The following is a 25697-nucleotide window of genomic DNA, read 5'->3' on the forward strand; positions in this document are numbered from 1 at the left end:
GGAATGAGCGCTTTGCTCACCATGTTGAAGAGTAGCGGGGCCACGCATGCGCGGCTGCTGGCAGGGCCTGTCCTGATCGTGATGGTGCTGGGCATGATGGTCCTGCCCCTGCCCACGTTCCTGCTCGACCTGCTGTTCACCTTCAACATTGCGTTGTCCGTGATGATCCTGCTGGTTGCCATGTTCACGCGCAAACCGCTGGACTTCGCCGCGTTTCCGGCCGTGCTGCTGTTCGCCACACTGCTGCGCCTGTCGCTGAACGTTGCCTCCACCCGGGTGGTGCTGCTCAACGGCCACACCGGTCCGGATGCGGCGGGCAAGGTCATCGAGGCCTTCGGCCACTTCCTGGTCGGCGGCAACTTTGCCGTGGGGATCATCGTCTTCGTGATCCTGACCATCATCAACTTCATCGTCATCACCAAGGGTGCCGGCCGTATTGCGGAAGTGGGCGCGCGTTTCACCCTGGACGCGATGCCGGGCAAGCAGATGGCGATCGACGCGGACCTGAACGCCGGCCTGATCGGCGAAGACGAGGCGCGCAAGCGCCGCGCGGAAGTCTCGCAGGAATCCGACTTCTTCGGCTCGATGGACGGCGCCAGCAAGTTCGTGCGCGGCGATGCCATCGCCGGCCTGTTGATCATGGCGATCAACATCATCGGCGGCCTGATTGTGGGCGTTGCCCAGCACGACATGTCGATGGGCGATTCGGCGCGCGTTTATACGCTGCTGACCATCGGCGACGGGCTGGTGGCCCAGATTCCGGCGTTGGTGATCTCCACCGCCGCGGGCGTGGTGGTGTCGCGGGTGTCGACCGACCAGGACATCGGCCAGCAAATCATCAGCCAGCTGTTCTCCAATCCGAGCGTACTGTTCCTGACGGCCGGCATCGTCGGCATCATGGGCCTGATTCCCAACATGCCGCACGTTGCCTTCCTGACCCTGGCCGGCGTGCTGGGCTGGGGCGGCTGGGTGCTGTACAAGCGGCAGACTGCGGCCGCCGCGGCCGCCGCGGAGGTGCCGCCGCAGGCGATCACCCAGGCGCAGGCCGCCGCCGCCGAGGCCAGTTGGGACGACGTGTCGATGGTGGACCAGCTGGGTCTGGAGGTCGGCTATCGTCTGATCCCGCTGGTGGATCACGCCCAGAACGGCGAACTGCTGCACCGCATCCGCAGCCTGCGCAAGAAGTTCGCGCAGGACGTGGGCTTTCTGCCGCCGGTGGTGCATATCCGGGACAACCTCGAACTCAAGCCCAACGATTACCGCATCCTGCTGTCTGGCGTGGAAGTCGGCCATGGCGTGGCCATGCCGGGGCAATGGCTGGCGATCGACCCGGGCGGCGTGACCATGCCGATCAAGGGCACGCCCACGACCGACCCCGCTTTTGGCTTGCCGGCGCTGTGGATCGACGGCAGCCTGCGCGACCAGGCGCAGGTGGCGGGCTACACGGTGGTGGATGCCGGCACCGTGGTTGCGACGCACCTGAATCACCTGATGCATCGCCACGGTTCCAACCTGCTGGGTCGCCAGGAAGTGCAGCAACTGCTGGACCGCATCGGCCGCGACGCGCCCAAGCTGGTCGAAGACCTGGTGCCCAAGACCTTGTCGCTCACGGCGCTGCAGAAGGTGCTGCAGGGCCTGCTGTCGGAAGAAGTGCCGATCCGCGACATGCGCACCATCATCGACACCTTGTCCGAGCATGGCCCGCGCCTGGCGGCGCTGGCCGCGGGCACGGGCAGCCAGCCCGACATCAACGAGCTGATCGCCTTGACGCGCCGTTCGCTGGGCCGAGCCATCACCCAGCAATGGTTCCCGGGCGAGGGCGAACTGCGCGTGATCGGCCTGGACGTGAAGTTGGAACGCGTGCTTTCGCAGGCCATGACGACCAGCGGCGGACTGGAGCCGGGGCTGGCCGATACCTTGCTGCGCGAAGCGCAGGCCGCGGTCGAGCGCCAGGAATCGCAGGGCAACGCGCCGGTGCTGCTGGTGTCGCCGGTCTTGCGCGCACCTTTGTCGCGCTTCTTGCGGCACCATCTGCCACAGCTGGGCGTGTTGTCGAATACGGAAATACCCGATGAGCGCATGGTGCGTGTGACCGCGCTGATCGGCGGAGGTAATGGGGCATGAAGATAAGCCGATTTTTTGGGGCGAATAGCCGCGATGTGATGCGTCAGGTCCGGCAGGTGCTGGGGCCGGATGCGCTGATCGTGTCGAACCGCAGTGTCGATGGCGGCGTGGAGGTTCTGGCCACTGTCGAGGGCGCGTTCGACGACACGGCTCATGAGTCTCCGGCACGACAGGAAACCGCGCCCTCCCGGCCGGCCGATGTTCTTCCGCAGGCGCCTGTCGGCGTTCCGGCGGGCGTGCGTTTCGATGTCCCGGATCCGGCGACGTTCCCGTCGGCGCCGGCGCCCGCCATGCCGCCAGCCGGCTACCCGGCGCCGTCGCGTTCGATCGCTGCCTACCAAACCGCCTATGCCTCCTCGACGCAGGCCGAAGACGAGACGCCGCCGGTTGCGCCGCTGGCAACGGTGCCTGCTCCGGCCGCGCCCGTGCGTGTCGAATTGCCATCCTTGCCGCCGTTGCGCGAGACGCCGGTTGCGCAAGCAGCCGCCTCGACCGCAGCCCCCGCAGTCTACGTGCCCGCAGCGCCTCAGTCCGCGGCCGCGTCTTCCATGGCCCGCATGCCCGATGTGCCGCTGCGCCAGCCTCCGATGGTGCCGCCGGCCACGTTGCCTTCCGATGCCGCTGCCGGCTTGCAGGACGCCATCAGTGCGCTGCGCGGAGCCTTGGAAAGCCGCATGGACGGGCTGCTCTGGGGCGGGCGCCAGGGGCCGGGCCGGGAACCTGCGGGCGCCGCTTTGTTCCGCAGCCTGCTGGACGCGGGCTTCAGTACCAAACTGGTGCGCACGCTGGTGGAACGCCTGCCCGAGGGCATGACGCCGGAAGCGGCGTTGAGCTGGGCCCGCAACGAACTGGTAACCCACTTGCCGGTGTTGCGTTCCGAAGACGAGTTCCTGGCCGGCGGCGTGTACGCCCTGGTCGGTCCGACCGGCGTCGGCAAGACCACCACGCTGGCCAAGCTGGCCGCGCGCTGCGTGGCGCGCGAAGGCCGCGAGCAGGTGGCGATGCTGACCACCGACAATTTCCGGATCGGCGCGCTGGAGCAGCTGCAGATTTATGGACGCCTGATGGGCGTGCCCGCTCATTCGGTGCGCGATGCGGGCGAGCTGCGCCGCATCCTGGCAGAACTGGGCAACCGCAAGATCGTGCTGATCGACACCACCGGCATCAGCCAGCGCGACCGCCAGGTGGCGGAACAGGCGGCGATGTTGTGCAACGCGGGCAAGCCGGTGCGCCGGCTGCTGGTGCTCAATGCGGCCAGCCAGGGCGACACCCTGGACGAAGTGGCGCACGCCTACCGCAATGGCGTGGGCGAGGACGTGGCCGGCTGCATCATCACCAAGCTGGACGAGGCCACCCGCCTGGGCGCGGCGCTGGACACGGCCATCCGCCATCGCCTGCCGATCCACTACATGTCGGTCGGACAGAAAGTACCCGAGCACATGGAATTGGCCCGGGCCGACGTGCTGATCGATCGCGCCTTCTCCATGGTCGAGCGGGCCCGCGCGCTATACACGCCCAGCGAGGCCGACCTGGCGACGCTGGTGTCCGCGTCGCGCGAGCCCGAAAGCGTGGATCCTGCCCGCAAGCGGCAATTGCTGGCTTCCGCCATCCTGCGGCCGCAAGGCGGCGCCGGCTCGATCGAAGCTGCGCAAAACCTGGACGATGCCATCGCCTGGCTGGAAAGCGATCCGGCCTGCGTGCAGGCCCGTGCTTCCTGGCGCGGCTATGTTGGAGACGGTTCGGGCGTCAGCCTGACGGCCCTGGGCGACGAGCCCTTGGCGATGGCCGGCCGTGAATTCTCCACGGTCTGCGGGCGGCATCTGCTTGCCGTGCATGGCAAGGCTCCCTTGAAGGGTGAGGGTTTGCCCGGAGGAGCATTGCTGGGCACGCTATTGATGAGCGATCGCGGCACGGCCCTGGCAGCGCCCGCGCAGCAACTGGTTCTGCCGCACGGCATGCTGTCTTCTTTCGCGCCTGCCGCGCCGGCCCAGCCGGATGCGGCCTTGGCGTTGCAGGCGCGCGTGCGCTGGTTGGCGGAAAAACTGGCGCGCGTGCCGGTCGTGCACATGCTGGAGGCCGGTACTTCCGCCTTGTGGCCGACCTTGAGCGAACAAGGCGTCGCCTGGGTGGCACGCAGCGCCGGCGGCCAGCGTGTCATCCAGGATGACTGCCCGACCAATCTGAATGCCGTGGGCAAGAGCGTGGGCTATCTACCCGTCGGCCAGCCCGGTGACATGCCCGGGCTGCATAGCGTCCAGGGCAGCAAGCGCGTACCCCTGGCATTGTGGGCCTCCGGTACGGAAGTGACTTTGCCGGGCCGCAACGGCGGCGAATCCGTGCGGCTGGTCTGCGCCCGTCTGATCGACACGGTCAGCGGCGAAGTGGCCGGACAGCTGTTCGGCATGACCAACCTGCCCGCGTCCCAGGCGGACGCCGCCACGGTGGCGCGCTGGCTGGTGCTGCAAGACGAGGCCAAAGCGGGATTCCGCTATATGGCGAACGCGTGGCAGGCTTTGCCGGCCGTGGATGGCGCCCATGCATTGGCACGCCAATCGCTGATGGCCGGGCAGATGGGCGCGGCATGCTGGCAGTTGGCGCATACGCCGGCGGCGGAAGTGCTGCGCGGGCCTCTGTCAGGCATCATGGGAACGGATCGCAAGCTGTCCGGACGCATGTTGCCGGTCGCGTTGCTGAAGATGTACGCGATGCTGGAGATGACTGCGGTCTGAAGAGAGCCGTTGTTTGATGGGTCGCGTGCGTTAAAGAACTGGCGCTCTTGCGCAAGAAGATGCGCGCCGTAACGCAATCTGCGGATCGCGTGGCGCTGTGCAAGCGCCGCTGTTCAACCGCGGGTGGTTGTGGTTCAGCCGGCCACGATGGGCTTGCGGCCCGGGGCGGTGCGTGCGCCGCGGCCGCGAGCGTCGTAGGTGGACAGCGAGCCGCCAGCAGCGCCCATGTTGCGCAGGGCGTCGAGTGATTGCTGCGTATAGCGCAGATGTACGTCGATGAGCGCGCCGTTGCGCATATTGATTTCGTTGGCGGATGCCGATTTGCTCAGCAGGGCCTGCCAGACGCCTGAAAGCTGCGGGTGCAGAACAGCGGCCTGCTCGGTGCCGGCGTGTCCGGCGGGCAGGCCGATTTCCGCGAGCAAGGAATCGCGGACCTGGCTCAGGTCCACGAGCTTGCGGGCGACTTCGCCCTTGCGTTCAGTGATTTCCTGCAGCGTGCCTACGCTTCCCAAGCCCACCAACACTTCGGTCTCTTCTTCCAGAATGGCGGAGAACTCGGCGATCAGTGCATCTTCCTGCCGCATGCAGGATTGGAGGGACTCGATGGTGCTCATGGTCATGCTGTTCGGCTCGGGAGGTTCGGGGTTACTTAAGCAGATCGCGGGCGCTGGCGATCAGGCTGTCCGCGATGCGCCCGGTGTCGATCTTCAGCTGACCCGAGGCGATGGCGGCGCGGATGGCGGCCACGCGTTCGACGTTGATGTCGTTGGAACCGTCCTGCAGCGCCAACAGCTTGCGCGATGCCGAGCTCAGCGCTACCTGCGAGCTGCTGGAGCCGCTGGCGCTGCCTGCGCCATAGGCCTGGGCAACCGCCGAGTCGGCGCGAGGCGCGACGGCGTCAGCCGAGAGGGGGCGGTTGGTGGTGGAATTGATCTTCAAGATTTTCTCCGCGGGGCGTCCAGGGTCGGTTGTGCGACGGAATCGCCTACTTATGCCTCAGTAACGGCAGGGCCGGAAAGAACTTTAGGGGCGGGCGGCGTATGGGTGAGATGCGACATGTAACAGCAATTACAGTTGTATTTCGACCAGACTGGCGTTGCGCACCACGCCGCTGACGACTTGGCCGCCCGCGGTGCGCACCTGCACGGTGGCGCCCGGCGCCGCGTTGTCGAGCGCCTGCCCTTCGCTGCTGACCACGAAGCCCTTGCCGCGCGCGTTGATGCGGACATTGGCTCCGCGCAGCACGGATTGTGCGTTGCGCAGTCCGGAACTCCGCACCGCTTGCCCGGCGTTGATCCGGTGCACCGCCGTCATCCCCGCCACGGCTTGCGGATCCGTAATTGCGCCTGGGGGCAGGGCGATCAGGTCGCCGTCCCGCGGCGCGAGGTCGTCCGGCGTCAGCGCCTGTCCTGCCGCAATCAGCCGCGCGGCGACGTAATAGTGGCCCGGCACGCTTACCGTCGCCTGGACATACGCCGTCCAGGGTTTGGGCGCGTTGCAGCGTACCCCAACCGTCATGCGCGAACGCAGTTTCATGCCTGACGGCATAAATGGGGACATGGCGTCGCAGGGCGCCAGGCGTTCCGCGCGCGGCGGGTCGATCGCGACCGACGGCTGCCCAGGCAGGCTGGCCAGCTGATCCAGCAGATAGGTCTGCGCCACGAGGGCGATCGCCTCGGGTGCCTGAGTCGCCGCTTCCTGCCCCTGCGCGGCAGCCAGGGGCAGCAGCAGGGCGGCCAGGCAGCCGGCGCGCGCGCGGAGTCGGGTTGCGGATATTTTCATGATGGATGAATTGTAGAAGTCCGCGGCATTCGGCAATACGTGAATTGGATGAGAAATGACGGGTTATTTGGCTGATTGTGTCGAGCCCATGACCCCTATGATGCCGTCATCCAATGGGATAACGGTCTGTCCGGCGTCCCTCGTTTTATCTGAATTGCAACGCACCAAGGCGCTCCGATGCTAGACCGGCTTAATGAAGATTTCCGCTTCTTCCAGCAGTCCCTGGGACTGCGCGCGCAACGCCAGGAAGTGCTGTCCTCGAACATCGCCAACGCCGATACGCCCAACTACAAGGCGCGTGATTTCGACTTCAAGACGGCAATGGCCAACGCCATGGAAGGCACCAAGCGCCTGCCCGATACCTCGCTCACGCTGACGTCCGCACGCCATATTCCGGCCAAGGCCGTATCGCAGGGCCCGACGGAACTGCTGTACCGCCTGCCGTACCAGCCCAGCATGGACGGCAATACGGTGGACATGGACATCGAGCGGGTGCAGTTCGCGGATAACACCCTGCATTACCAAAGCACGATGCAGATGCTGTCTGGCCGTATCCGGACCATGATGGCCGCAATTCAGGAATGATTTTTAAAGGGAGCGGCAGGCAATGTCCTTGTTGAGCATTTTCGATATCGCCGGTTCGGCGCTCAGCGCGCAATCGCAGCGCATGAACGTGGCGGCCAGCAACATGGCCAACGCCGACAGCGTGGTTGGCCCCGATGGCAAACCGTACCGCGCCCGCCAGGTCGTGTTTCAGGTGAATCCCCCGGCCGGTCAGGCCTTGGGCCAGGAGATCGGCGGCGTGCGCGTGGCTGGCGTGATCGAGGACCAGTCCCCCTTGAAGCAGGTCTACGACCCGCAGCACCCATTGGCCGACGCCCAGGGCTACGTCAGCATGCCCAATGTCGACCCGGTGGCCGAAACCGTGAACATGATCGCGGCCTCGCGCTCGTACCAGGCGAACGTGGAAGTGCTCAATACCGCCAAGGCCCTGATGCAGAAGACACTGACCATCGGCCAGTCCTAATTTCCGGAACCCGTGTATCCATGACCATTATCGACCAATCGACGAGCAAGATCGGCCTGGGCCTGGCGCAAACCGGCGCCAACGGCAGCAGCACGGCGCAAGGCCTGCAGGACCAATTCCTGAAGCTGCTGGTTACCCAGCTGCAGAACCAGGATCCCCTGAACCCGATGCAGAACGCCGAGCTGACCTCCCAGCTGGCGCAGATCTCCACCGTGGAAGGTATCACCAACTTGAAGAACACCATGCTCGCCATCAGCAATCAGATCGATGTGTCTCAGTCGATGAATGCGGTGGCGATGATAGGCAAGGGCGTGCTGATTCCCGGCTCCAAGATCAAGTCTGGCGTGGATGCAACGAATCCCGAGGCCCGTGTCGTTACACCTTATGGCCTGGACCTGCAGGGCGACGCCCAGAAAGTGCAGATCCGCATTTCGGACGCTAACGGCGCGGTGGTACGTACGATCGAAACGACGGACCAGAAGCCCGGCGTGTACACGCTGTCCTGGGATGGCAAGAACGATAGCGGCGTTGTGCTGGAACCAGGCGCGTACACAGTGTCCGTCATGGCCACGGATGCCGACGGCAAGAAGGTGAATGCAGAAGTGCTGAGCTATGGCCAGGTCAAGAGCGTGGCGTATTCCACCGAAGGCCTGCGTCTGGATCTGGGCCTGGATGGCCAGACCAGCATGCTGGATGTGCGCAAGGTGATCGGCGCCTGAAGCGGGCGCAATGTATCGGTGCCGGCGCATGGGCGGCGGCTTCCCCTAGTTAAAGATTAGCGAGAACAAACATGGGTTTCGGACAAGGATTGAGCGGCTTGAACGCCGCAGCGCAGAATCTGGACGTCATCGGCAACAACATCGCCAACTCCGGCACGGTCGGTTTCAAGTCGGCCACCGCCTCGTTTGCCGACGTCTACGCCAGTTCGCGCGTCGGCCTGGGCGTGAAGGTCGCGGCCATCAACCAGCGCTTTACCGTGGGTACGGTGAATGGCGGCGGCGGCGAATACGACATCGCCATCGATGGCGCCAAGGGCATGTTCCGCGTCACCGACCAGAGCGGCGCGGTGATGTACACCCGCAACGGCGAATTCCTGGTCGACAAGAACAACTTCATCGTGAATGCCCAGGGATATCGACTGACGGGCTATCCGCCGGGCTCCGTTGGCGCGAATCCGGTTGAGTTGCAGCTGCCCACGGCGAACGTGGCTCCGCTAGCGACGTCCACGGGTACCACCGTGGCCAACCTGAACGCCAACGCGAAAGTCATCTACGAAACGGATACGCAAACCAAGGCGGCTGTCCCCGGGACGGTGACGCTGGGCGCGGCGCCTGGCACTGTGTACACCTTCACCCGTGACGCCACGGGAACGGCGACACTGGTGGATACCGTACCGGCTGGTGGTGCGCTGCCCGCCGCAGGCTCCACTTTCACCGTCGGTACGGAAACGGTAACCGTGGGCGCGGGCGGCGTTATTACGGGCGGTGATCTGTCGAAGATGGGGGCGTTCACTGAGTACACGGCGGCTGTCGTCGAAACAGGCAGGCCGTTCGACCCGAAGCTGTCCAACTCCTATACCAACGCCTCGCCGATGACCGTGTTCGACTCGCTGGGCAACTCCCATCAGGTCATGCAGTACTTCGTGAAGCGTCCTGCCGCCACTGCGGACACCAGCACTTACGACGTCTATTACACGATTGACGGTCAGGCCATGGCGCCGACCACTGAAGCGGGCGGGGTCTGGGGCAACCCGCAGAAGTTCACGTTCAACAAGGCCGGCGTGTTGACCAGCGCGCCCGTGGTCAACCTGTCCTTCGCGAATCCGGGCGGCGGCACCACACCTGCAGACCCGATCAACATTGCGATGAACTACACGGGCACCACCCAGTTCGGCAGCGCCTACAAGCTGGTAGCCAAGCCGGACGGGTACGCTTCCGGCGAGTTCAGCGGCATCAATATCAGCGGCGACGGCAGCATCGTGGCCAGCTACACCAACGGAGAGACCCAGATCGTCGGCACCATCGTGCTGGCCGACTTCTCCAACCTGCAGGGCCTGCAGCCCGTGGGCAACAACGCCTGGACGGAAACTTCCGCCTCCGGCCAGCCCATCCTGGGCCAGCCTGGCAGCAACGGCCTGTCCAAGGTCGTGGGCCAGGCTACGGAGTCGTCCAACGTCGACATGAGCAAGGAGCTGGTCAACATGATCATTGCCCAGCGCACCTACCAGGCCAACTCGCAAACCATCAAGACCCAGGACGAAATCATGCAAGTCCTGATGAACCTGAAGTAAGGCCGGCAGGCACGCGACGACACCGACGGAATAGGCAATGGACCGTATCATCTACACCGCCATGAATGGCGCGGCGCGCATCACCGAGCATCAGGCCGCGCTTTCCAACAACATGGCCAACGTGAACACGGCGGGTTTCCGCGAGCAGATCGCGCTGTACCGCTCGGTGCCGGTCACGGACGGGACGAGTCTGCCCACGCGCGTTTCGACGGTGGCGTCCACGCCGCGCAACAGCTTCCAGATGGGCAATATGCAGACCACGGGCCGGGACCTGGACGTGGCCTTGTCCAGCGAGCGCGGCTGGATCGCCGTGCAGACGCCGCAAGGCGAAGCCTATACCCGCGCCGGTGGCCTGCAGGTCGGCATCAATGGCCTGCTGCAGACCTCGCTCGGCCAGCCTGTGCTGTCCGATCAGGGCGGTCCCATCGATATACCCGACCAGGCTGCCCTGACGATCACCGCGGACGGCACCATTACCGCCATCGGCGCTGGCGATGCGCCGAACAACATACTGAACCTGGGCCGGATCAAGCTGGCCAGCCCGCAGAACGATCAACTGGTGCACGGCGACGACGGGGTGTTCCGCATGGCGCCCGTCAACGGCCAGCCTGCGCCTCCGGTGCCGGCCGATCCCAGCCTGCGGCTGTTGTCCGGCGTGCTGGAAGGCAGCAACACCAATCCCATGGCGGCGATGGTGGGCATGATCGCCAACGCTCGCCGCTTCGAGCAGCAGATGCAGGTGATCCAGCAGTCGGACCGCAACGCCGAACGCGCCAACGGCATCCTGTCGGTAAGCGCCTGATACGGCAACTGAACTAGAAACAATTTTCGCGCGCGGCCGGGCCGCGCCACCAGGAGTACTACATCATGATGCGTTCGCTGTGGATCGCCAAGACGGGCCTGGAAGGTCAGCAGACCTCCATGGACGTGATTTCGAACAACTTGGCCAACGTCTCCACCAATGGTTTCAAGCGCGGCCGCGCCGTGTTTCAGGACCTGATGTATCAGACGTTGCGCCAGCCCGGCGCCCAGGTCGGCGACGCTACCCAGCTGCCGTCCGGCCTGCAGCTGGGTACCGGCGCGCGCGTGGCCGCGACCGAGCGCATCCACACCGCGGGCAACCTGAACAACACCGGCAGCGAGATGGACATCGCCATCAACGGCCGCGGCTTTCTGCAGATCGAATTGCCCGACGGCACCCAGGCCTATACCCGCGATGGCGCCCTGCAACGCGACCAGAACGGCCAGCTGACCACCGTCAGCGGCTACGTGATCCAGCCGCCGATGAACATCCCTGACAACGCGCTGTCGATCTCGATCGGCAACGACGGCATCGTCTCGGTGACGCAGCCTGGCGCCGCCGGCATCAACGTGCAGATCGGCCAGTTGCAGATCGCGACGTTCATCAACCCCACCGGCCTGCAGAGCATCGGCGAAAACCTGTACCTCGAAACCGACGCTTCGGGTCCCGCCAACCTGCTGCAGCCGGGCGTGGACGGCGCCGGTTCCATCATGCAGAAGTACGTCGAAACCTCCAACGTCAACGTCGCTGAAGAACTGGTCAACATGATCACCACGCAGCGCGCATACGAAATGAACAGCAAGGCCGTCAAGACCTCGGACGAAATGCTGGCCCGCCTGACCCAACTGTGATGTCCATGTCTGTCCTGCGCCTGGTATCGAGTGCGGCACTGGCTATGCTGGTGGCCGGTTGCGCCATGATCCCGCCCGAGCCTATCGTGACCGGGCCGACCACGGCCGCGCCGCCGCCGCCGGCCGCGCCGATGGCGCAGCCCACGGGCTCAATCTACCAGCCGACCACCTACGGCAACTATCCCTTGTTCGAGGACCGTCGGCCACGCAACGTGGGGGATATCGTCACCATCGTCCTGAACGAGAAGACCAACGCCTCCAAGAACGTCGCCACCAATACCAACCGCAGCGGCAGCGCCAGCCTGGGCATCGCCGCCGCGCCGTCCTTCATGGATAGCTGGGCTAACGCCAACCTGAACACTGACGCCAAGGGCGGCAACGTGTCGCAGGGCAAGGGCGACAGCACCGCGAACAATGCCTTCACCGGCACCATCACCACCACGGTGGTGGGGGTGATGTCCAACGGCAACCTTCAGGTCGCGGGTGAAAAGCAGATCGCCATCAACCGGGGCAGCGAATTCGTGCGTTTCTCCGGCATCGTTGATCCGCGCTCCATCACCGGCACCAACACCGTGTCGTCCACCCAGGTGGCCGACGCTCGCATCGAGTACCGCAGCAAGGGCGTCATGGACGAAGTCCAGACCATGGGCTGGCTGCAACGCTTCTTCCTGATCGCTTCGCCGTTCTGAACATGAAACAACCGAATCCGATATCCGCCTTGTTGTCCTTGTTGGCGCGCGTCTGCGTTTCGGTCGGGCTGGTGGCCGGCGCAAGCGCGGCTCATGCCGAGCGGCTCAAGGACCTGGCTTCGATCCAGGGCGTGCGGGGCAACCAGCTGATTGGCTATGGCCTGGTGGTGGGCCTGGATGGCAGCGGCGACCAGGTGCGCCAGACGCCATTCACCCAGCAAAGCCTGACGAACATGCTGTCCCAGCTGGGCATTACTGTGCCCGCCGGCAGCAATATGCAGCTAAAGAACGTGGCTGCCGTCATGGTCACGACCACCTTGCCCGCATTCGCCCGGCCGGGCCAGACCCTGGACGTGGTGGTTTCGTCCATGGGTAACGCCAAGAGCTTGCGCGGCGGCACCTTGCTGATGACCCCGCTCAAGGGCGCCGACAGCCAGGTCTACGCTATCGCCCAGGGCAACATCCTGGTGGGTGGCGCGGGCGCTTCCGCCGGCGGTTCGAGCGTGCAGATCAACCAGTTGAACGGCGGCCGCATCAGCGCGGGCGCCATCGTCGAGCGGGGCGTACCCACCACGTTTTCGCGTGACGGCTACATTCATGTGGAATTGAACAATACCGATTTCGGCACGGCGCAGAATGTGGTCATGGCGCTGAACCGCAAGTTCGGACAAGGCACCGCCACCGCGCTGGATGGCCGTGTCGTGCAGGTGCGCACGCCCATGGAGCAGGCCTCCCAGGCGCGCTTCCTGTCGCAGGTGGAAGATCTGCAGGTGGCGCGGGCGCCCACGGTGGCCAAGGTCATCATCAATGCCCGCACGGGTTCGGTCGTCATGAACCGCACCGTCATGATCGAAGAAGCCGCCGTCGCGCACGGCAACCTGTCGGTCATCATCAATCGTCAAAACCAGGTGTCGCAGCCCGACACGCCGTTCACGGAAGGGCAGACGGTAGTGGTACCCAATACCCAGATCGAAGTGCGGCAGGAAAACGGTTCGCTGCAACGGGTGAGCACCAGCGCCAATCTGGCGGATGTGGTCAAGGGCCTGAACGCCCTGGGCGCCACGCCCCAGGACCTGCTGGCGATCCTGCAGGCCATGAAGACCGCGGGCGCCTTGCGCGCCGAACTGGAAATCATCTGACGGCCATGGCGTACACCAACGATGCGGCGCGCGGCGCCAGCCGGCAGGATTCGGTCTTTGATATGGGCCGTTTGTCGGATTTGAAGCGCGACGTCAAGAAGGACCCGGAAGGGACCGAGCAGCAGAAGCAGGTGGCCAAGCAGTTCGAGGCCTTGTTCCTGCAGATGATGGTCAAGCGCATGCGCGAAGCCACCCCCAAGGAGGGGCTGTTCGATTCGCAGCAGACCCAGATGTTGCAGTCCATGGCGGACGAGCAGTTGGCTTTGCACCTGGCGTCGCCCGGTATTGGCCTGTCCGGCGCCATTCTGGCGCAGATGCAGCAAGGCAAGCCCGGCGAGCTGGGTGCGGATGCGGTCAAGCGTCTGGGAGAGGGCGCGGATGCCGATTTCCGTTCTGCCGGTTCGCGTGAAGTTTCGGCGTTGCTGAACGTGATGCGCAACAACAGCGCCCAGAACCGGGCGCTGGCTGCGGTGGAAGGCGCGCCAGACCATGTGGTCGCCTTCGTTTCCAGGATGTCGCGCGCAGCGAATCTCGCTTCCCAGCAAAGCGGCGTGCCCGCGCGTCTCATCATGGGCCAGGCAGCGCTGGAGTCGGGCTGGGGCAAGCGCGAGATCAAGCACCAGGACGGCAGCACCAGCTACAACCTGTTCGGCATCAAGGCGGGATCCAGCTGGAAGGGGCAGGTTGTCAATGTGCTCACCACCGAATACGAAGACGGTGTGGCGAAAAAGGTGACGCAACCTTTCCGCGCCTACGCTTCCTACGAGGAATCGTTCGCGGATTATGCCCGCCTGATCGGCAACAGTCCGCGTTACGAGGGCGTCACGCAGGCGCGCAACGAGATCGAGGCGGCGCGCAAGATCCAGGCCGCGGGCTACGCGACAGATCCGCAGTATGCGCAAAAGCTGATCGGTGTCATGGGCCAGCTACGTGGCGCGGCATCCAAGGTGGAAATTTCTCGCCAGATGTTGGAAGGACTCTAAATTCGGATCATCTCCTGCCGTTAATTGGATATCCAGGTATATCAGCGGTTACATACGGGGCATTGTCAGCATGAACATGTATAAATTGGCGCTGGGCGGGCTGAACGCCGCTCAGGCAGGGCTGGCCACCACCAGCCACAATATCAACAATGCCACCACGGTCGGTTACAACCGCCAGCGCGTCATGGTTTCGACCGCCGGCGCCCAGGCCACCAGCAACGGCTACATCGGCCGTGGAGTCCAGGTCGACACGGTCGAGCGCAGCTACGACAGCTTCCTGTACAAGCAACTGGTAGGTGCGCAGGGCAGCGGTGCCCAGCTCCAGACGCAATACAACCAGGTGTCGGCGATCAACAACCTGTTTGCGGACCGCACCGTCGGCATCGCGCCGGGCTTGACCAATTTCTTCACCAGCATGAACGCGGTGGCCAGCAAGCCGGCCGACCCCGCTGCGCGTCAGGATTTACTGGGCAAGGCCAACAGCCTGGCCACCCAGATCCGTTCGGCCTACACCGAAATGCAGAATCAGCGCATCGGCCTGAATACGCAGATCACCACGACGGTCGAGCAGGTCAACAGCTATCTGACGCGTATCGACGACCTGAACCAGCAGATCTCGCTGGCTACGGGCAAGGCGGGCGGCAGTCCTCCGAACGATCTCCTGGATCAGCGTGACCAGGCGGTCATGGAATTGAATCAGCTGGTGGGCGTCACCACCTACGAGCAAGGCGACAAGATCAACATCACGCTGGCCAACGGCGGGCAAGCCCTGCTGTCGGGCAACACCATCTATCCGCTGCAAGCGGTAGCTTCGTCCAAGGACGTGGGGCGCACCACCATTGCTTATACGCTGCCAGCCGGCGCGGGCAAAACGGTCGCTGTGGAACTGAACGATACGGAAGTGACCGGCGGTTCGCTCGGCGGCTTGTTGCAGTTCCGCGCAACGTCGCTGGATGTCATGCAAAGCCAGTTGGGCCAGATGGCCGTCGGCCTGGCGCTGTCCTTCAATGAGCAGCACAAGCAGGGCCTGGACCAGAACGGCAATCCTGGCACGGACTTCTTCGGCATCGGTTCGCCGCAGGGCGTGCCCAATGCGCAGAACAAGAGCAACGCGTCGATTTCCGGCCAGTTCACGAATCTGAACAACATCAACGCCAAGGAATACGAGATTTCCTTTGACGGCACGAACTACCGGGTGCTGCGCATGCCGGAAGGCTCGCAGGTCTACAACGGCCCGGCGACCGGCACGCCCGGCACGCTGAATCTCGACAGCGAAATGGGCGTTACCCTGACCATCAGCGAGCCGCCCCAGGCCGGCGACAAATGGTCGCTCGCGCCCACACGTGACGCGGCCCGCGACCTCACTGTGCTGATCTCTGACCCCTACAAGATTGCGGCGGCCGATACGGCCGGCGGTGACGCCAACGGCAAGAACGCGCTGAAGCTGGCGCAACTGCAGAACAGCAAGGTGCTGGGCAACGGCACGATGAGCGTGAACGACATGTTCGGCCAGGTCGTGAATACCGTCGGGGTCCAGACCGCTCAGCTCAAGTCCGCGGCGACCGCGCAGGCCAACCTGATCACGCAGAAGGCGGCGGCGCAGCAGGCGGTTTCGGGCGTCAACCTGAACGAAGAATACGTCAGCCTGTCGCTGTACCAGGAACAGTATCAAGCCAGCGCCCGCATCATCGATGTGGCCAGCACCATGTTCGACACGCTGCTGGGTCTGCGCGGCTGATCGGATCGTTGAATCGTGACCAATAAAGAAAATTTCGGAGCTTCACCATGCGCCTGAGCACCTCGATGATGTACTCGAACGGCCTGAAGGGCGTTCTCTCTCAGGAATCCGACATGAACCGCCTGGTCGAGCAGGTCGGCAGCGGGCGCAAGAACCTGACGCCGGCGGACGATCCCCTGGCCGCCGCGCTCGCTATCAGCGTGGCGCAGACCCAGAGCATGAACAACACGTATGGCATGAACCGCCAGACCGCCAGCACGAATCTCGGCCAGGAAAGCAACACGCTGACAGCCGTGACTAATGCCTTGCAGGAGGCGCGGACGCGCATCATCCAGGCGGGTGGCGTGCTGTCGGACAGCGACCGTCAGACCTTGTCCACCGCACTCAAGAGTACCCGCGAGGCCTTGCTGGGATTGGCGAACACGACGGACGGAAACGGCCAGTATCTGTTCTCGGGTAATGATGGCAGCGTTATTCCGTACTCCAAGGACGCCGCAGGCAAGATCGCTTACAGCAATTCGGTCGGTGAACGCACCATTCAAGTCGATCAAAGCCGTCAACTGTCCTCCAGCGATCTGGGTAAGGACATTTTTGGCCGCGCCAATCCGGGTTCGCAGGCCTTTGTGGCTTCTGCAGCCAATTCCAATACTGGCACCGCCGAGTTTGGCTCGCCATCCGTGACGCCGGGTTCGGCCAACACGGGCATGAAGTTCTCGGTCCAGTTTGAAACCGACGCGGCCACGGGAGCGGTCGGCTATCGGGTCACGACGACGAATCCCGACGGTTCCAGCGCGACCGTGCCTATTGCGGGATCTCCTGCGACGGCTTACACCGATGGCGCCGCGATCAATCTGGGCAGCGGCGTTTCCGTATCGATAAAGGGTGCCCCGCAGGCTGGTGACGTGATCAAGGTCGATAGCGTCCAATCTTCCAATATGGACGTGTTTGCCACCCTGGACGACGTCATCGCAGCCCTGGACGCGCCTAGTGCTGGCGACCCTGTGGCGACTGCCAAGCTGAACAATGCTTTGGCAACAGCCAACAAGAAGCTGGCGAATACCTATGACAACGTTCTGACGGTGCAGGCTTCGGTCGGTGCCAGAATGAATGAACTTGATGCGCTGAGCGCCACGGGTACGCAGAAGGGCCTGTCTTACTCCAAGTCCCTGTCGGATCTTGAAGAACTGGACTACTACCAAGGCGCCAGCCAGCTCGCATTGCGCCAAGTCGCGCTGCAAGCCGCGTCGGCGGCGTTCATGACCATCCAGGGATCGAGTCTGTTTAGCCGCAAGTAGTAATGCGGTAGGTAAAAGCGCGCCATCGAGTGCGTAGAGTTGCGCCTTTGCGGACGCTACCGGCCAAGGGCCGGGGCGTCCGTGTGTGCGTGCAGTGTAGGAAATTCTCGTTTCACATTGCTTAACGTTCGGATATTCCATGCTTGTCAACTTGAAAGTCCGCACCTGTCTCGTTCTGGTGTTGCTGCTCTTCACGGGCGCCATGTTCATATCCAATGGCGTCGCCTGGATGGGGCTGAACTCGAGCAATGAGAAGCTGGAGCGGGTCAATGATGCCTATTCCACTCAGGCCACACAGTTAAACCGCTCCTACATCCTGTTTTTGCGCGGCCGCTTGTTGCTGGCGACATCACTGATGGATCTGCAGCAAGGAAAGACCGAACAGGCGAACGCGCAGGTCAAACGCGCCGAAGGCCTGATGCAGGATGGCGTCAAGGCACTGGATGCATACCGCAAGGCGCCGCGCCTGGAAGGCTCGGAGGCCGTGAATCAAAAGCTGGAGAGCGCCTACAGGCAATTCGACGGCGTGGTCAAGCGTCAGGCGGCTGCGCTGTCGACCATGGCCGTACAGGACTACCTGGACTTGAACGACGCCGGCAGTGCCGCGAACACGGCATTGAGAGAGGCAGTGGGAGAGGTGCTGGCGCATATTGACTCCAGCACCGACGAACTGGTCTTGCAGGCCGAAACGGCCCACGGCGTTTCGCGTACGGTCACGATCGTGATGCTGGCGATTTCCCTGGCCCTGGCATTGGGATGCTGGATGTTCATCAGCCGGACCGTGCTGCGGCCGCTGCGTGAAGCGGGCGATCACTTCGAGAAGATCTCGGGCGGCGATTTCACCGGTCGCATCGACGTACGCAGCACCAACGAGATCGGCCAGTTGTTCGGGGCGATCAAGCGCATGCAGGAAAGCCTGACCCGCACGGTGGCGTTGGTTCGCCGGGGCGTGGACGAGATCAACGTGGGTTCGCGCGAGATCTCGGCCGGCAATACGGACCTGTCCAGCCGCACCGAGCAGCAGGCGGCCTCACTGGAAGAGACCGCGGCCTCGATGGAACAGTTGGCCTCGACCGTGAAGCAGAACGCGGACAACGCGCGCCAGGCTAACCAGTTGGCCGCCAGCGCGTCCGACGTGGCCGAGCGCGGCGGTTCGGCGGTGTCGGAAGTGGTCAGCACGATGCAAGGCATTTCGGCCAGTTCGCGCAAGATTTCCGAAATCGTATCGGTCATCGACGGCATTGCGTTCCAGACCAACATCCTGGCGCTGAACGCCGCGGTGGAAGCCGCGCGCGCAGGCGAGCAGGGCAAGGGCTTTGCGGTGGTGGCGGGCGAAGTGCGTTCGCTGGCGCAGCGCAGCGCCCAGGCGGCCAAGGAAATCAAGGGCCTGATCGAGGACTCGGTGACCAAGGTCGGCGCGGGTTCGCAGCAGGTGGAACGCGCTGGCGCGACGATGCAGGAGATCGTGGCCTCGGTAAAGCGGGTGACGGACATCATGGGCGAAATCTCGGCGGCGTCCGAAGAGCAGTCCAGCGGTATCGACCAGGTGAACCGCGCGGTGTCGCAGATGGACGAGGTGACGCAGCAGAACGCGGCGCTGGTGGAAGAGGCGGCCGCGGCCGCGGGTTCGCTGCAGGAGCAGGCGCAACGCCTGGCCGAAGCGGTGGCCGTGTTCAAGATCAACGCCGGCGAAGTGATCGAAGCCCCCGCGCAGCAATTGGCATCGCAACGCAGCGCGCCGCGCATGCCGGCTCCGCAGGCGGCTGCGGCAGGCAAGGCGTCGGCCGAACCCGTCAAGACAGATGCGCCGCCGGCGGAACCTGTCCCGAAGGCCGCGCCCGCGCCACGGTTGACGCAAGTCGCCCGGCCCAAGCCGGCCCCGGAAGCCGCCACCACCGTTCGTCCGTTACGCCGGCCGACCATCCGCCCGGCGAGCGCCAAGGATGCCGCCCCTGCGGCGTCACCGGCCAGCCGACGGCCGGCACCTTCGTCGGACGACGATTGGGAGTCTTTCTGACGGAGGGATCCGTCAGCGCAGCACATGCAGTAAAGCTACCCCCCTATTTACGGCCTGGCGGCAAGAATGCCGCCGGGACGACTACCGGAATATACGGAAATGTTTAGCAATCTGAAGGTGCGCACGGGCTTGATGCTTGCCCAGTTGGCGGTGGCTTTGGCCGCGCTGGTGTCCATCGTCCTGGGCTGGAACAGCATGCGAGCCAACTCCGAGGCGATCAACGCCTTGGACAGTTTGAGCGTTCAGCAGGCCAATCTGATCAAGGACGCATACACGCAGATGCTGCGCGCCACGATACGCGCCGACATTGCCGCTGCGCAGCGGGCCACGGGCGACGCCAGCGGCGCCAGCGAGAACACGCGCACGGTGCAGCAATTGGTTGCGGATGCCAAGAAGAAGATGGAGACCTTCAAGACCATTCCAAAGACCACGGCAGTCGGCAAGAGCGCCGAAGGCGACCTCATTTCGTCGTTCAACGGCTTTGCCGACGCGCTGCAAGCCATGATGTCGGCCTTGGACAAGGGCGATTCGGCAGCCTACCTGGATCTGAAGAACACCCGGGCGGGCGCCGCGAGCGGGGCCTTTTCGAAGCAATTGACCGAATTCGCCAAGGACATTACCTCTTATAGCGAAGAGATGGTGTCGTCCTCGCGCTCGCAGGCGGCGACGATGGCCATTGTGTACGTCGTGCTGGCCGTGCTGATCGTGGCGGTATGGCTGGGCGCCTTCCTGTTCATGAACCGCGTGGTCCTGCGCCCCTTGCGCGCCGTCAGCGACAGTTTCGACAAGATCGCTGGCGGTGACCTGACCGTCCGCGTGGACGTGGCCTCGACCAATGAGATCGGCACGCTGATGGCGGCGGTCAAGCGCATGCAGGAAAGCCTGACCCGCACCGTGGCGTCGGTGCGCCGCGGGGTGGACGAGATCAACGTGGGCTCGCGCGAGATTTCCGCAGGCAATACGGATCTGTCCAGCCGTACGGAAGAACAGGCGGCTTCGCTGGAGGAAACCGCGGCATCGATGGAGCAACTGGCTTCGACCGTGAAGCAGAACGCGGACAATGCGCGCCAGGCCAACCAATTGGCGGCCAGCGCGTCCGACGTGGCCGAACGCGGCGGTTCGGCGGTGTCGGAAGTGGTCAACACCATGCAGGAAATTTCCGCGAGCTCGCGCAAGATTTCCGAGATCGTGTCGGTGATCGACGGTATCGCCTTCCAGACCAACATCCTGGCGCTGAACGCCGCGGTGGAAGCGGCGCGCGCGGGCGAGCAGGGCAAGGGCTTTGCGGTGGTGGCGGGCGAGGTGCGCTCGCTGGCCCAGCGCAGCGCCCAGGCAGCCAAGGAAATCAAGGGCCTGATCGAGGATTCGGTGACCAAGGTCGGCGCGGGCTCGCAGCAAGTGGAACGCGCTGGCGCGACGATGCAGGAGATCGTGGCTTCGGTGAAGCGGGTGACGGACATCATGGGCGAGATCTCGGCGGCGTCGGAAGAGCAATCCAGCGGCATCGACCAGGTGAACCGCGCGGTGTCGCAGATGGACGAGGTGACGCAGCAGAACGCGGCGCTGGTGGAAGAGGCGGCCGCGGCCGCGGGATCGCTGCAGGAGCAGGCGGAGCGCCTGGCCGAAGCAGTGGCCGTGTTCAAGATCAACGCGGGCGAAGTGATCGAAGTCCCGGCGCACCAGTTGGCTGGCCAGCGCCGCGCGCCGCGCGTGCCTGCCCCGGTCGCTCCCGCAGCGCAGGCGGAGCCGTCTGCCCCGGAAGCCAAGGCAGTTCCGGCCGTACGTTTGACGCATTCCTCGCGGGCCAAGCCGGCCGCGGCCGAAGGGGCGACGGCGGCCCGGCCGCTGCGCCGTCCCGCAGTGCGTCCGGCGGCCGCGTCGGAGGTGAAGCCCGCGACGGCGCCAAGCCGCCGGGCCGCGCCTGCGGATGACGATTGGGAATCTTTCTGACACCGGCCTGGCCGGTAAATGGGTAGGGTATGCGAGGCTATATACATCTTCTGGCGGCCGCCGCGATAGCGGTGTTTCTGGCCGGCTGCGCGGCGACGGGGCATAACTTCGACCCGGGCAAGTTGTCGATGCTGACGCCGGGGCAGACGACGCTGGAAGAGGCATCGCGCACGCTTACCGCTCCGCCCGACAAGCTCTATAAGCAGACTGACGGCACGCTGCTCGCGCTCTGGGCCTTCAAAATCACCTTCGTCGCGGACGGCTTGTACAGCCGCAAGGAAGCGCTGTTGCAGTTCGGCCCGGACGGCCGGCTGCTGCGCCTCGTCGACAGCACCAATATCTTGCTGGAACCTTGGGAACGCCAGAAGCTGCTGGGACCCGCGCCTATGCCTGACCTGCGTCAGGACGTGGCGCCATCCACCGTGGCGCCCGAGGTGCAGACCATCTACATCCCGGGTCCGGGTGAACCGACCGGGTTGCAGCCTCAGGGCAAATAGCGCCCTGTAGTCCAGCGGGGAGCATCGCGGCGCGCGCCGCGATGTACGTCGCCCGAAGTGCATGCCTCGTGTAACAAGGCATGTCGATCGGGTGGTTTTTCATTTGGTCAGAGTAGTTCCTGAGGGATGGGGAAATAATATGGAAGCGAGTCTCGAATCCGGTGCGAAATCCGGCAAGGTCGGAAAGAAGAAGGCCGCGCGCGCACCTAAGGTGAAGCGCAAGCTGCGGTTGCGCGATGCCCGCGTCGGCACCATGTTGCTGTGGGTCATGGCGTTCTTCGCCGTGTTGATCGCGGCGGTGGGCGGTCTGGCCGCGTACTTCCTGCAGAGCAACTATGAGTCGATCCGCGAGGTCAATGCCTTGACCGAGCGTTCCAAGCAGGTCGAAGTGATCAACAGCGACATGCTGCGCGCGCGGGTTGCCCTGATGGTTGCCGCGCGCCACCTCCAGGAATCCGGCTGGGGCAGCGGAGAGAACTCGGCCCGCGACGCCGCAGCGGCCTTGAAGGGCGCCACGGACCTGCTGACCGGCGTGCGTAGCCGCTTCGCCGATTTCCAGAAGAACATGCTGCAGGATGACACCGGCCGTCAGCTGTCGATGAATCTGGTGCGCCGCTACCGCTCGTACATCGACGACGGCGTGGACACCATGGTCGAAGCCTTGCGCAGCGAAGACTATTCCACCTTCTATATGGTGAACAACGAGTACGGCACGCCCCGCAGCGCCGCCTTCATCGAGGCGCTCAGCGAATTCGGCAAGTACATTGGCGACCAGCAGCAAGCCACGATCGACGAGGCCGAAGCCAATTTCAACCTCGCCATGGTGGCGGTGGGCGTCGCGGTCGGCCTGGCGGTGCTGCTGATGATCCTGGCCCGCATCGTGTTCGGCCGCCTGGTGGTACGCCCCTTGGTGGAAGCCGGCCAGCATTTCGACAAGATTGCCGCGGGAGACCTGACCAGCCGAGTGGAAGTGCGCTCGCACAATGAGATCGGCCAGCTGTTCGCTGCACTCAAGCGCATGCAGGAAAGCTTGACCCGTACCGTGTCGGTAGTGCGCCGCGGCGTCGACGAGATTACGGTGGGTTCGCGTGAGATCTCGGCCGGCAACACGGACCTGTCCAGCCGCACGGAAGAACAGGCCGCCTCGCTGGAAGAAACCGCGGCCTCGATGGAAGAGTTGGCTTCGACCGTGAAGCAGAACGCCGACAACGCGCGCCAAGCCAACCAACTGGCGGCCAGCGCCTCGGACGTGGCCGAGCGCGGCGGTTCGGCGGTGTCGGAAGTGGTCAGCACGATGCAAGGCATTTCGGCCAGCTCGCGCAAGATCTCCGAGATCGTGTCGGTCATCGACGGTATTGCGTTCCAGACCAACATCCTGGCGCTGAACGCCGCGGTGGAAGCCGCGCGCGCAGGCGAGCAGGGCAAGGGCTTTGCGGTGGTGGCGGGCGAAGTGCGTTCGCTGGCGCAGCGCAGCGCCCAGGCGGCCAAGGAAATCAAGGGCCTGATCGAGGACTCGGTGACCAAGGTCGGCGCGGGTTCGCAGCAGGTGGAACGCGCTGGCGCGACGATGCAGGAGATCGTGGCCTCGGTGAAGCGGGTGACCGACATCATGGGCGAGATCTCGGCGGCGTCGGAAGAGCAATCCAGCGGTATCGACCAGGTGAACCGCGCGGTGTCGCAGATGGACGAGGTGACGCAGCAGAACGCGGCGCTGGTGGAAGAGGCGGCCGCGGCCGCGGGATCGCTGCAGGAGCAGGCGCAACGCCTGGCCGAAGCAGTGGCCGTGTTCAAGATCAACGCGGGCGAAGTCATCGAAGTTCCGGCACACCAACTGTCGGGTGGTTACGCCGCGCCGACGCTGACGCAGGTGTGACGCCAGTCTTCTGACGTCTGCAACAGGACCGCGGCCGCGCTGATGCGCGGCCGCGGTCCATGTGCTTTACGCCTTGGCGCGCGCAAAACTCATGCGCACGTTAAGTTTTCGAAAATTTAGCCGTTAACAAAAATAACGCCTGAAAAGGGCGGTGAACAGTGTTCGAAAATGCGGGGATCATGCTGTTCCCGAAGCTGACGAACCTGGCGGGGGAACACGTCTATGCGGGGCGTCAGATCCGGTTTGCTCGCCGATATTCATTCGCTGCCCGATATGATGTACCCGGAGACAAGCTGTGCGCGTCAACCTACCCGTCCACAATGTAGAAACCAAGCTGCGCGAAGATCAGTACCTGATCTCACGCACGGATACCAAGGGCCGGATCGTCTATGCGAATCCGGCCTTTATCGAAGTCAGCGGCTTTTCCCGAGAAGAACTCATCGGCAAACCGCACAACATCGTGCGCCATCCCGACATGCCGCCCGAAGCCTACGAGGACCTGTGGGAGACGCTGCAGGCGGGCGAATCGTGGCTGGGGCTGGTGAAGAACCGGCGCAAGGACGGCGGCTACTACTGGGTGCTGGCCAATGCGACGCCCATCGTCGAGAACGGCGAGGTCGTGGCGTACTCCTCGGTGCGGGTACGGCCGTCCGAAGAGCAGGTTGAAATGGCCGAGGACCTGTACGCCCGCATCCGCGAGGGGACGGCCCGGGGCGTGCGCATCCTGCGCGGGCGTCCCGTGCGCGCCGGTTGGCGCCGTGGCCTGGACGTGCTGACGTTCGCTTTCCGCAGCAATGTCCGCAGCCGCATGCTGCGCCATGCGCTGCTGTCGTCAGGCATCGTCGCCGGCGCCGGGATCTATGGTTTGCGGACTAACTGGGCGGAGCTGAGCACTTTGGGCGCGAGCGTCGGCTGCGCGGCCATCGCACTGGGTGTCATTGCCATCTTCGGCATGGGTTGGCGCTTGTCCCGGTCGCTGCTGGATCCCATGGTGGATGCCGCCAATATGGCGCGCCAGGTCGCCGCAGGCAACCTGACCACGCAGATCGTGGCGGATTCCGATGACGAGATCGGCAGTTTGAAGTTCTCGCTCGAAGTGATGCGCAAAAGCCTGATCGGGATCGCTCAGGACGTGTACCGCGGCATCGAAGGCACGACCCATGCCGCGGCGCATATCGCGCGCGGCAACCAGGAATTGGCGGGCCGCACCGAAGGCCAGGCAGCGTCCTTGCAGCAGACCGCCGCCAGCATGGAACAGCTGACCTCCACGGTGCGGCAGAACGCCGACAATGCGCGACAGGCCAACCAGCTTGCGGCCAGCAGCATGGAAGTGGCGCGCAAGGGCGGCGTGGCGGTCGGGCAGGTGGTGAACACCATGCACGGCATTTCGGACAGTTCGCGCAAGATCGCCGACATCGTCAGCATCATCGAGGGCATCGCGTTCCAGACCAACATCCTGGCTCTGAACGCGGCGGTCGAGGCGGCCCGCGCCGGGGAGTCCGGCAAGGGCTTCGCCGTGGTGGCGGGCGAGGTCCGCAGCCTGGCGCAGAAGAGCGCCCAGGCCGCCAAGGAGGTCAAGGGCCTGATCGAGGACTCGGTGGAACGCGTGACCGAAGGCTCCCTGCAGGCCGAGCAGGCGGGCGCGACGATGCAGGACATCGTGGCCGCCGTGCACCGCGTCACCGACATCATTGGCGAGATTTCCCAGGCGTCGCAGGAGCAGTCCAGCGGCATCGAGCAGGTGGATACGGCGGTGTCGCAGATGGATGTGATGACGGTGCAGAACACCGCGCTGGTCCAGGACCTGGGCGGCGCCGTCATGCAACTGGGTAGCCAATCGGGCGCATTGCGCGAGACGATCCGCGTGTTCCGTCTTACCGGGCAGCAGTAAGGAGGGCGGGGCGGCGTCAG

General features: G+C 64.5%; 21 protein-coding genes. 18 read left to right on the forward strand and 3 right to left on the reverse strand.

The features are described from left to right. Positions 1 to 3: 3 nt before the first annotated feature. Both flhA and flhF read left to right on the forward strand, forming a co-directional pair. Positions 4 to 2124 carry a flagellar biosynthesis protein FlhA gene (gene flhA, locus IPU70_RS28485; protein ID WP_013393383.1) on the forward strand — a complete coding sequence of 707 codons (2121 nt, stop codon included), beginning with the start codon at positions 4 to 6 and terminating at the stop codon, positions 2122 to 2124. After that, positions 2121 to 4853 (forward strand): flagellar biosynthesis protein FlhF, encoded by a 2733-nt coding sequence (gene flhF, locus IPU70_RS28490; protein ID WP_207472527.1) that lies wholly within the window; start codon positions 2121 to 2123, stop codon positions 4851 to 4853. Before flhA ends, flhF begins: the two co-directional genes overlap by 4 nt. 134 nt (positions 4854 to 4987) lie before the next feature. Here the strand turns inward: flhF and IPU70_RS28495 are convergent, their stop codons facing one another. The 3 genes from IPU70_RS28495 to flgA form a co-directional block, all read right to left on the reverse strand. Beyond that, complete coding sequence (locus tag IPU70_RS28495) at positions 4988 to 5467, reverse strand: flagella synthesis protein FlgN (RefSeq protein WP_207472566.1); 480 nt, start codon at positions 5465 to 5467, stop codon at positions 4988 to 4990. A gap of 31 nt (positions 5468 to 5498) precedes the next feature. Beyond that, positions 5499 to 5792 carry a flagellar biosynthesis anti-sigma factor FlgM gene (gene flgM / locus IPU70_RS28500; RefSeq protein ID WP_059374439.1) on the reverse strand — a complete coding sequence of 98 codons (294 nt, stop codon included), beginning with the start codon at positions 5790 to 5792 and terminating at the stop codon, positions 5499 to 5501. Positions 5793 to 5921: 129 nt separating this feature from the next. Continuing rightward, a complete protein-coding gene (gene flgA / locus IPU70_RS28505) occupies positions 5922 to 6635 on the reverse strand; it encodes a flagellar basal body P-ring formation chaperone FlgA (RefSeq protein ID WP_207472528.1) in 714 nt (237 codons plus the stop codon). A 177-nt stretch (positions 6636 to 6812) separates the two neighbouring features. On the opposite strand from flgA, the gene flgB reads away from it, so the two are divergent. The 16 genes from flgB to IPU70_RS28585 all read left to right on the forward strand — a co-directional run bounded on the left by flgB (position 6813) and on the right by IPU70_RS28585 (position 25677). After that, positions 6813 to 7220 (forward strand): flagellar basal body rod protein FlgB, encoded by a 408-nt coding sequence (gene flgB / locus IPU70_RS28510; RefSeq protein WP_013393388.1) that lies wholly within the window; start codon positions 6813 to 6815, stop codon positions 7218 to 7220. Between the two features lie 22 nt (positions 7221 to 7242). Continuing rightward, entirely contained in the window at positions 7243 to 7662 is a 420-nt protein-coding gene (gene flgC / locus IPU70_RS28515) for a flagellar basal body rod protein FlgC (RefSeq protein ID WP_013393389.1), read from the forward strand. A gap of 20 nt (positions 7663 to 7682) precedes the next feature. After that, complete coding sequence (locus IPU70_RS28520; protein WP_207472529.1) at positions 7683 to 8381, forward strand: flagellar hook capping FlgD N-terminal domain-containing protein; 699 nt, start codon at positions 7683 to 7685, stop codon at positions 8379 to 8381. A gap of 71 nt (positions 8382 to 8452) precedes the next feature. Beyond that, positions 8453 to 9952, forward strand: coding sequence for a flagellar hook-basal body complex protein (locus IPU70_RS28525; protein ID WP_207472530.1), 1500 nt, complete (start codon positions 8453 to 8455; stop codon positions 9950 to 9952). A 37-nt stretch (positions 9953 to 9989) separates the two neighbouring features. Further along, positions 9990 to 10754: a flagellar basal body rod protein FlgF gene (locus tag IPU70_RS28530; protein WP_013393392.1), complete on the forward strand. Its 765-nt coding sequence runs from the start codon at positions 9990 to 9992 to the stop codon at positions 10752 to 10754. Between the two features lie 65 nt (positions 10755 to 10819). Continuing rightward, positions 10820 to 11605: a flagellar basal-body rod protein FlgG gene (gene flgG / locus IPU70_RS28535; RefSeq protein ID WP_013393393.1), complete on the forward strand. Its 786-nt coding sequence runs from the start codon at positions 10820 to 10822 to the stop codon at positions 11603 to 11605. After that, a complete protein-coding gene (locus IPU70_RS28540) occupies positions 11605 to 12294 on the forward strand; it encodes a flagellar basal body L-ring protein FlgH (protein WP_207472531.1) in 690 nt (229 codons plus the stop codon). The genes flgG and IPU70_RS28540 overlap by 1 nt, the downstream gene beginning before the upstream one ends. A 2-nt stretch (positions 12295 to 12296) precedes the next feature. Continuing rightward, positions 12297 to 13433: a flagellar basal body P-ring protein FlgI gene (locus tag IPU70_RS28545; RefSeq protein WP_207472532.1), complete on the forward strand. Its 1137-nt coding sequence runs from the start codon at positions 12297 to 12299 to the stop codon at positions 13431 to 13433. A 5-nt stretch (positions 13434 to 13438) separates the two neighbouring features. Then, positions 13439 to 14416, forward strand: a complete 978-nt coding sequence (gene flgJ / locus IPU70_RS28550; protein WP_207472533.1) for a flagellar assembly peptidoglycan hydrolase FlgJ — start codon at positions 13439 to 13441, stop codon at positions 14414 to 14416. Positions 14417 to 14486: 70 nt separating this feature from the next. After that, on the forward strand, positions 14487 to 16154 hold the full coding sequence (gene flgK, locus IPU70_RS28555; RefSeq protein ID WP_207472534.1) for a flagellar hook-associated protein FlgK: 1668 nt from the start codon (positions 14487 to 14489) through the stop codon (positions 16152 to 16154). 47 nt (positions 16155 to 16201) lie between these two features. Beyond that, the gene (gene flgL, locus IPU70_RS28560) at positions 16202 to 17449 is read left to right on the forward strand and encodes a flagellar hook-associated protein FlgL (RefSeq protein ID WP_207472535.1); all 1248 of its coding nucleotides are present in this window, start codon (positions 16202 to 16204) and stop codon (positions 17447 to 17449) included. Between the two features lie 139 nt (positions 17450 to 17588). After that, the gene (locus tag IPU70_RS28565) at positions 17589 to 19466 is read left to right on the forward strand and encodes a methyl-accepting chemotaxis protein (RefSeq protein ID WP_207472536.1); all 1878 of its coding nucleotides are present in this window, start codon (positions 17589 to 17591) and stop codon (positions 19464 to 19466) included. A gap of 99 nt (positions 19467 to 19565) precedes the next feature. Next, entirely contained in the window at positions 19566 to 21416 is a 1851-nt protein-coding gene (locus tag IPU70_RS28570; RefSeq protein ID WP_207472537.1) for a methyl-accepting chemotaxis protein, read from the forward strand. 29 nt (positions 21417 to 21445) lie between these two features. Next, a complete protein-coding gene (locus IPU70_RS28575; protein WP_207472538.1) occupies positions 21446 to 21913 on the forward strand; it encodes a hypothetical protein in 468 nt (155 codons plus the stop codon). 139 nt (positions 21914 to 22052) lie between these two features. Further along, a complete protein-coding gene (locus tag IPU70_RS28580; RefSeq protein ID WP_207472539.1) occupies positions 22053 to 23786 on the forward strand; it encodes a methyl-accepting chemotaxis protein in 1734 nt (577 codons plus the stop codon). Between the two features lie 295 nt (positions 23787 to 24081). Next, on the forward strand, positions 24082 to 25677 hold the full coding sequence (locus tag IPU70_RS28585; protein WP_207472540.1) for a PAS domain-containing methyl-accepting chemotaxis protein: 1596 nt from the start codon (positions 24082 to 24084) through the stop codon (positions 25675 to 25677). Positions 25678 to 25697: the final 20 nt, after the last annotated feature.

Origin of the sequence: Achromobacter sp. SD115 (genome assembly GCF_017355315.1) — a bacterium.
GTDB lineage: Bacteria > Pseudomonadota > Gammaproteobacteria > Burkholderiales > Burkholderiaceae_B > Achromobacter > Achromobacter xylosoxidans_B.